The following is a 4525-nucleotide window of genomic DNA, read 5'->3' as shown; positions in this document are numbered from 1 at the left end:
CGGCGCAGCGCCCGGCGGGCCGCTCACCACGATCCGTGTCTCCGGTCCGCGCTCCCCCGGCCCCGCCCCGGTCGCCTCCGTGGCCGGACGGCGCAGCAGGCCGCCGTCGGCCACCGCGTACACCTCGTCGGCGACGCCGCGGAGCCGGGCCGGGTCGTGGTCGACGAAGACCACCGTGCTGCCCGCGGCGACCCGCTCGGCGACGGCACGGTCCAGTTCGTCACGCGCCGCCGCGTCGAGTCCCGTCCACGCCTCGTCGAGCACCAGCAACTCGGGCTCGGCGAGCAGCGCCTGGGCGACGGCGACCTTCTGGCTCGTCCCCTTGGACAGTTCGGCCATGGGGGTACGGGCGTGCCCGGCGGCGCCGAACCGGTCGAGCCATTCGACCGCGCGCCCCGCAGCGGGCCCGGCGGCCAGACCGTGGATCCGGCCCAGGTGGGTCAGATATCCGGCCGCCGTGAACGGCAGCGCGACCGGGAAGCGTTCCGGCACGTAGGCCGTGCGGGGCCGGCCGGTGACGCGCCCCTCCGTGGGGCTGTCGACACCGGCCAGCAGCCGCAGCAGGGTCGACTTGCCGCCGCCGTTGACTCCCTCGACCCTGACCAGGGCGTGCGCGGGCAGCTCCAGATCGATCCCGCGCAGCACCCACGGTCCGCCGAGCCCGTAACGGCGGCCCACCCGCTGCAGCATCATCGACGGATCAGTTCGCCGAGGCCTTCACCGGCGTGACCTCGCTGGGCCTGACGATCACGAACCCCTCGCCCTGGAGCATCAGTTGAACGGCCTCGCCGGAGCCGCCGCGGATCATCGAGCCGATGGACTGGGAGCGGTGCAGCGAGGTGTTCAGCTGCGCGCTCCAGCCGACGACGGCGTCGGTGTCGACGTAGACCGGCGCCTGCGTGGTCACCGGGATCACGATCGGGTTGCCGTCGCAGATGACGGCGAGCTTCCCGTAGCCGGTGAAGAGACTGTTGAAAAGGCCGCCACCGGTCATGCCGGCGCCCTTCACCGTCTTTATCTCGTACGACAGGGTCGGGTCGAAGCACAGCACGTTGCGGCCGTTGATGGTGAGCGCGTCGCCCTGCTCGATGTCGACGATGAAGCAGTTCTCGGCCTCGTGCGCGAACCACGCCTCGCCCTGGCCCTTGACCGCCATCAGCGGCAGCCCCTCGCCGGTGACGGCACGCTTCAGCATGCCGCCGATGCCCTGCCCCTTGCGTTCGAACTGCAGATTGCCGCGGAAAGCGATCATCGATCCCTGCCGCGCGTGCATCTCGCCGTTGACGGCGTATTTGACCGATTTGGCGTTCTGCAGGGTCATCCCTGGGACGCTCGCCTGCTGCGCCATGTTCTCTGTGGCAAAGAGATCGCTCTTCATGCCGTGCATCCTGGCCCGGAGGCACCCATTCCGCCAAGCCGTTCCGCCGGGAAGGTGCGCCGCGCCCCCTGCGAGACTGGTGGGGTGAGCAGCGACAGCACAGACAGCCCGTTCGAAGACGCGCGATCCGAGCGCGACGCGGCCCCGCAGTACGTACTGCCTCTGGTGGTCCACCTGGAGAAGCCCGCACCGCCGACCCGCACCGACGCCCTGGAGACGGCGGCCCGCGCGGTGCTCGCCATGCTCAGCGACGAGCGCTCGCTGGGCGAGGGCGAGTGGGCGCAGGCCGTACGGGACTGGCAGGACGCCAGGATCCGCAAGGTGGTACGGCGCGCACGCGGCGCCGAGTGGCGGCGCGCCTCGGCGCTCCCGGGCCTCACCGTCACCGGACCCGACCGGACCGAGGAGGACCGCTCGGCGGCCGAGGTACGGGTCTTCCCGCCGGTCCCGCTGGACGGCTGGCCCAAGGAGCTGGCCAAACTCCAGGTCTCCGGCACGGAGCTGGACGACCCGCGGCCGCCCCCGGCGCCCGACCTGACGGGTCCGGTGCTGTGGCTCAATCCGCAGCTGGACATGTCGGCGGGCAAGGCGATGGCCCAGGCAGGCCACGGCGCCCAACTCGCCTGGTGGGAACTGTCCGAGGCGGACCGCAAGGCCTGGCGGGAGGCGGGCTTCGCGCTCGCCGTCCGTACGGCGGACGTCCAGCAGTGGCTCCGACTGACCGGCAGCGGGCTACCGTTGGTCCGCGATGCCGGTTTCACGGAGATCGCCGCGGGCTCGGCGACGGTGGTCGCCGACCATCCGGCGCTGCGCCGCTGAACATTCGCGCCGGGCGTTACGTATCTCCCAATGCCGTCAAGCAGGTTGACCGGCCGCGCGGTCGGCGGTTGATTCCGCGGTGTCACATATCGGTTCGGGAGGCAGCACATTGTTGCGACGTATCAACGGCACGGCGCTCATCATCGCGGCACTCGTCGCCACGGTCGGGGCGCTGGCTTTCCCCGTGTGGTCCTACGCGGACCGTTCGGGGACCGGCCAGGCGAATGTCGCCGCATCGACCGTGCAGACCAAGTGGGGGCCGCTGACGGCGGCCGACCGTGACTTCCTGGTACGGGTCCGGCTCGCCGGGCTGTGGGAGCTGCCGGCCGGGCAGCAGGCCATCCAGCGGGCGCCGAGTCAGGCCATCAAGGACTGCGGTGACCATCTCGTCGTCGGCCACACCGACCTCGACAAGCGGGCGCGCAGTGTCGCCGCCCAGCTCGGGGTTGAGCTGCCCAACCAGCCGAACCCGCAACAGCAGGGCTGGCTGCGGGAGTTGTCGGCGGCCAAGGGCGTGGACTACGAGCACAAGTTCGCCGACCTGCTGCGCAACGCGCACGGCAAGGTCTTCATGGTGATCGCGAGCATCAGGAACAGCACCAGGAACACCCTGATCCGGGACCTGGCGACCGATGCCAACCAGACCGTCCTCGACCACATCACGATGCTGGAGAAGACCGGTTTCGTGAACTTCGACTCCATCGCCGACGAGGCCGCGGGGCTGACGACCGCGAGCCCGACCGGGCCGCCGCCGCCCAACGGCGATCTGCCGCCGGCGCCGAAGCCCGCGACGCCGACCGGCGAGGACGAGTCGTTCACCTCCCGGCCCTCGCCGCAGCCCGGCGTACCGACGGCCGTCAACACCGACCGGCCCGCGCCGCAGGAGGCGTCCAGGAGGCCGATGGACATGCCGATGCCGTGACACTCCGGCTGACACCCGGCTGACACCCGGCCGGTGGCCGGCCCGGCGGGGCAAGCTCAAATCAACCTCTGAGCTTGCGCCGCCGCCGGTTCGGCGCCGCCCGGCCGGGCCATCACCCCAGGAGCACGCAAACGGGGGAGGAAAACATGAAAGGCACCCACGGCACACCGGAGCTGGGGATCGGCATCGGCTGGCGCCCGGAGATCGCGGACGCCGTCGAGGCGCTGGACGGGGTCGACTGGGTCGAGGCGGTCGCCGAGAACCTCTGCGCCGACCATCTGCCGGACTCGCTCGTCCGACTGCGCGAGCGGGGCGTCACCGTCGTCCCGCACGGCGTCTCGCTCGGGCTCGGCGGCGCCGACCGGCCCGATCCTGGGCGGCTGGCCGACCTCGCCGAACGGGCGCAGGCGCTCGGCTCGCCGCTGGTCACCGAGCACATCGCGTTCGTCAGGGCCGGCGGCGCGCTGACCGCTTCGCCCGGCCTGGAGGCCGGTCATCTGCTGCCGGTGCCGCGCACGAAGGACGCGCTGCGGGTGCTCTGCGAGAACGTGCGCATCGCCCAGGACTCGCTGCCGGTGCCGCTCGCAGTGGAGAACATCGCCGCGCTGATCTGCTGGCCCGACGAGGAGATGAGCGAGGGCCAGTTCCTCGCCGAACTGGTGGAGCGCACCGGCGTCCGGCTGCTGATCGACGTCGCCAATCTGCACACCAACCACGTCAACCGCGGTGAGGACCCGGCGACCGCGCTCGACGAACTGCCGGTCGAGGCCATCGCGTACGTCCATGTCGCCGGCGGTGTCGAGCGCGACGGGGTCTGGCACGACACCCACGCCCACCCCGTCACCCGGCCGGTGCTCGACGTACTGGCCGAGCTGCGCTCCCGTACCGCGCCGCCCGGCGTGCTGCTGGAGCGCGACGACGACTTCCCGCCTGCCGCGGAGCTGGCCGCCGAACTCGACACCATCCGCGAGACGGTCGCGGCAGGACCCACGCCTGCGGGCGGTCGCGTACCGCCGCGCGTCACGGCGGCGTGGGCCGGCGGCACGGACGATGAGGGGGCCCGGCAGCGGCTCGCCCTGCGGCAGACCGCCCTGCTCTCCGCGCTGGTCGACGGCGGGCCCGTACCCGAGGGCTTCGACGCGCACCGGCTCGGTGTGCAGAGCCGCGCGCTCACCGCCAAACGCGCCGACGTCGTCGCCAAGATCGCCCCGGAGCTGCCGGAGATCCTGGGCGACGGCTACCGCCCCGCGTTCGTCGGGTACGGCGCGCACCACCCGCTGCGCGGCGGTTACCGGCGTGACGCGCTGGACTTCGCCGAGCATCTGCTCACCGAGGGCCTTCCGGCGGACGCGGCGGCGCGCCGCAGGCTCGACCTGTGGTGGCGGGAGCGCGCCGCGGCCCGCCCG

General features: G+C 72.4%; 5 protein-coding genes. 3 read left to right on the top strand and 2 right to left on the bottom strand.

Annotated features, from left to right (window positions below):
• Both HY68_RS23970 and HY68_RS23965 read right to left on the bottom strand, forming a co-directional pair.
• On the bottom strand, positions 1–693 hold a 693-nt coding region (locus tag HY68_RS23970; RefSeq protein WP_063779674.1), incomplete at its 3' end, for an ABC transporter ATP-binding protein.
• Positions 694–700: 7 nt separating this feature from the next.
• On the bottom strand, positions 701–1378 hold the full coding sequence (locus HY68_RS23965; RefSeq protein ID WP_041992075.1) for an AIM24 family protein: 678 nt from the start codon (positions 1376–1378) through the stop codon (positions 701–703).
• Between the two features lie 84 nt (positions 1379–1462).
• Here HY68_RS23965 and HY68_RS23960 point away from each other — a divergent pair, with 84 nt between their 5' ends.
• The 3 genes from HY68_RS23960 to HY68_RS41055 all read left to right on the top strand — a co-directional run.
• Positions 1463–2197 carry a peptidyl-tRNA hydrolase gene (locus HY68_RS23960; RefSeq protein WP_198533327.1) on the top strand — a complete coding sequence of 245 codons (735 nt, stop codon included), beginning with the start codon at positions 1463–1465 and terminating at the stop codon, positions 2195–2197.
• Between the two features lie 112 nt (positions 2198–2309).
• Complete coding sequence (locus HY68_RS23955) at positions 2310–3119, top strand: DUF4142 domain-containing protein (RefSeq protein WP_198533430.1); 810 nt, start codon at positions 2310–2312, stop codon at positions 3117–3119.
• A 146-nt stretch (positions 3120–3265) separates the two neighbouring features.
• The coding region (locus HY68_RS41055; RefSeq protein WP_107070215.1) for a DUF692 domain-containing protein at positions 3266–4525 on the top strand (1260 nt) is incomplete at its 3' end.

The sequence above is a fragment of the Streptomyces sp. AcH 505 genome, assembly GCF_000818175.1.
Classification (GTDB): Bacteria; Actinomycetota; Actinomycetes; order Streptomycetales; family Streptomycetaceae; genus Streptomyces.
This window is presented reverse-complemented; position numbering and strand designations above follow the sequence as displayed.

What these genes read in the sequence shown, in the direction of transcription:
- HY68_RS23965 (WP_041992075.1), bottom strand. Translation starts at nt 1,378, where the DNA reads ATGAAGAGCGATCTCTTTGCCACAGAGAACATGGCGCAGCAGGCGAGC.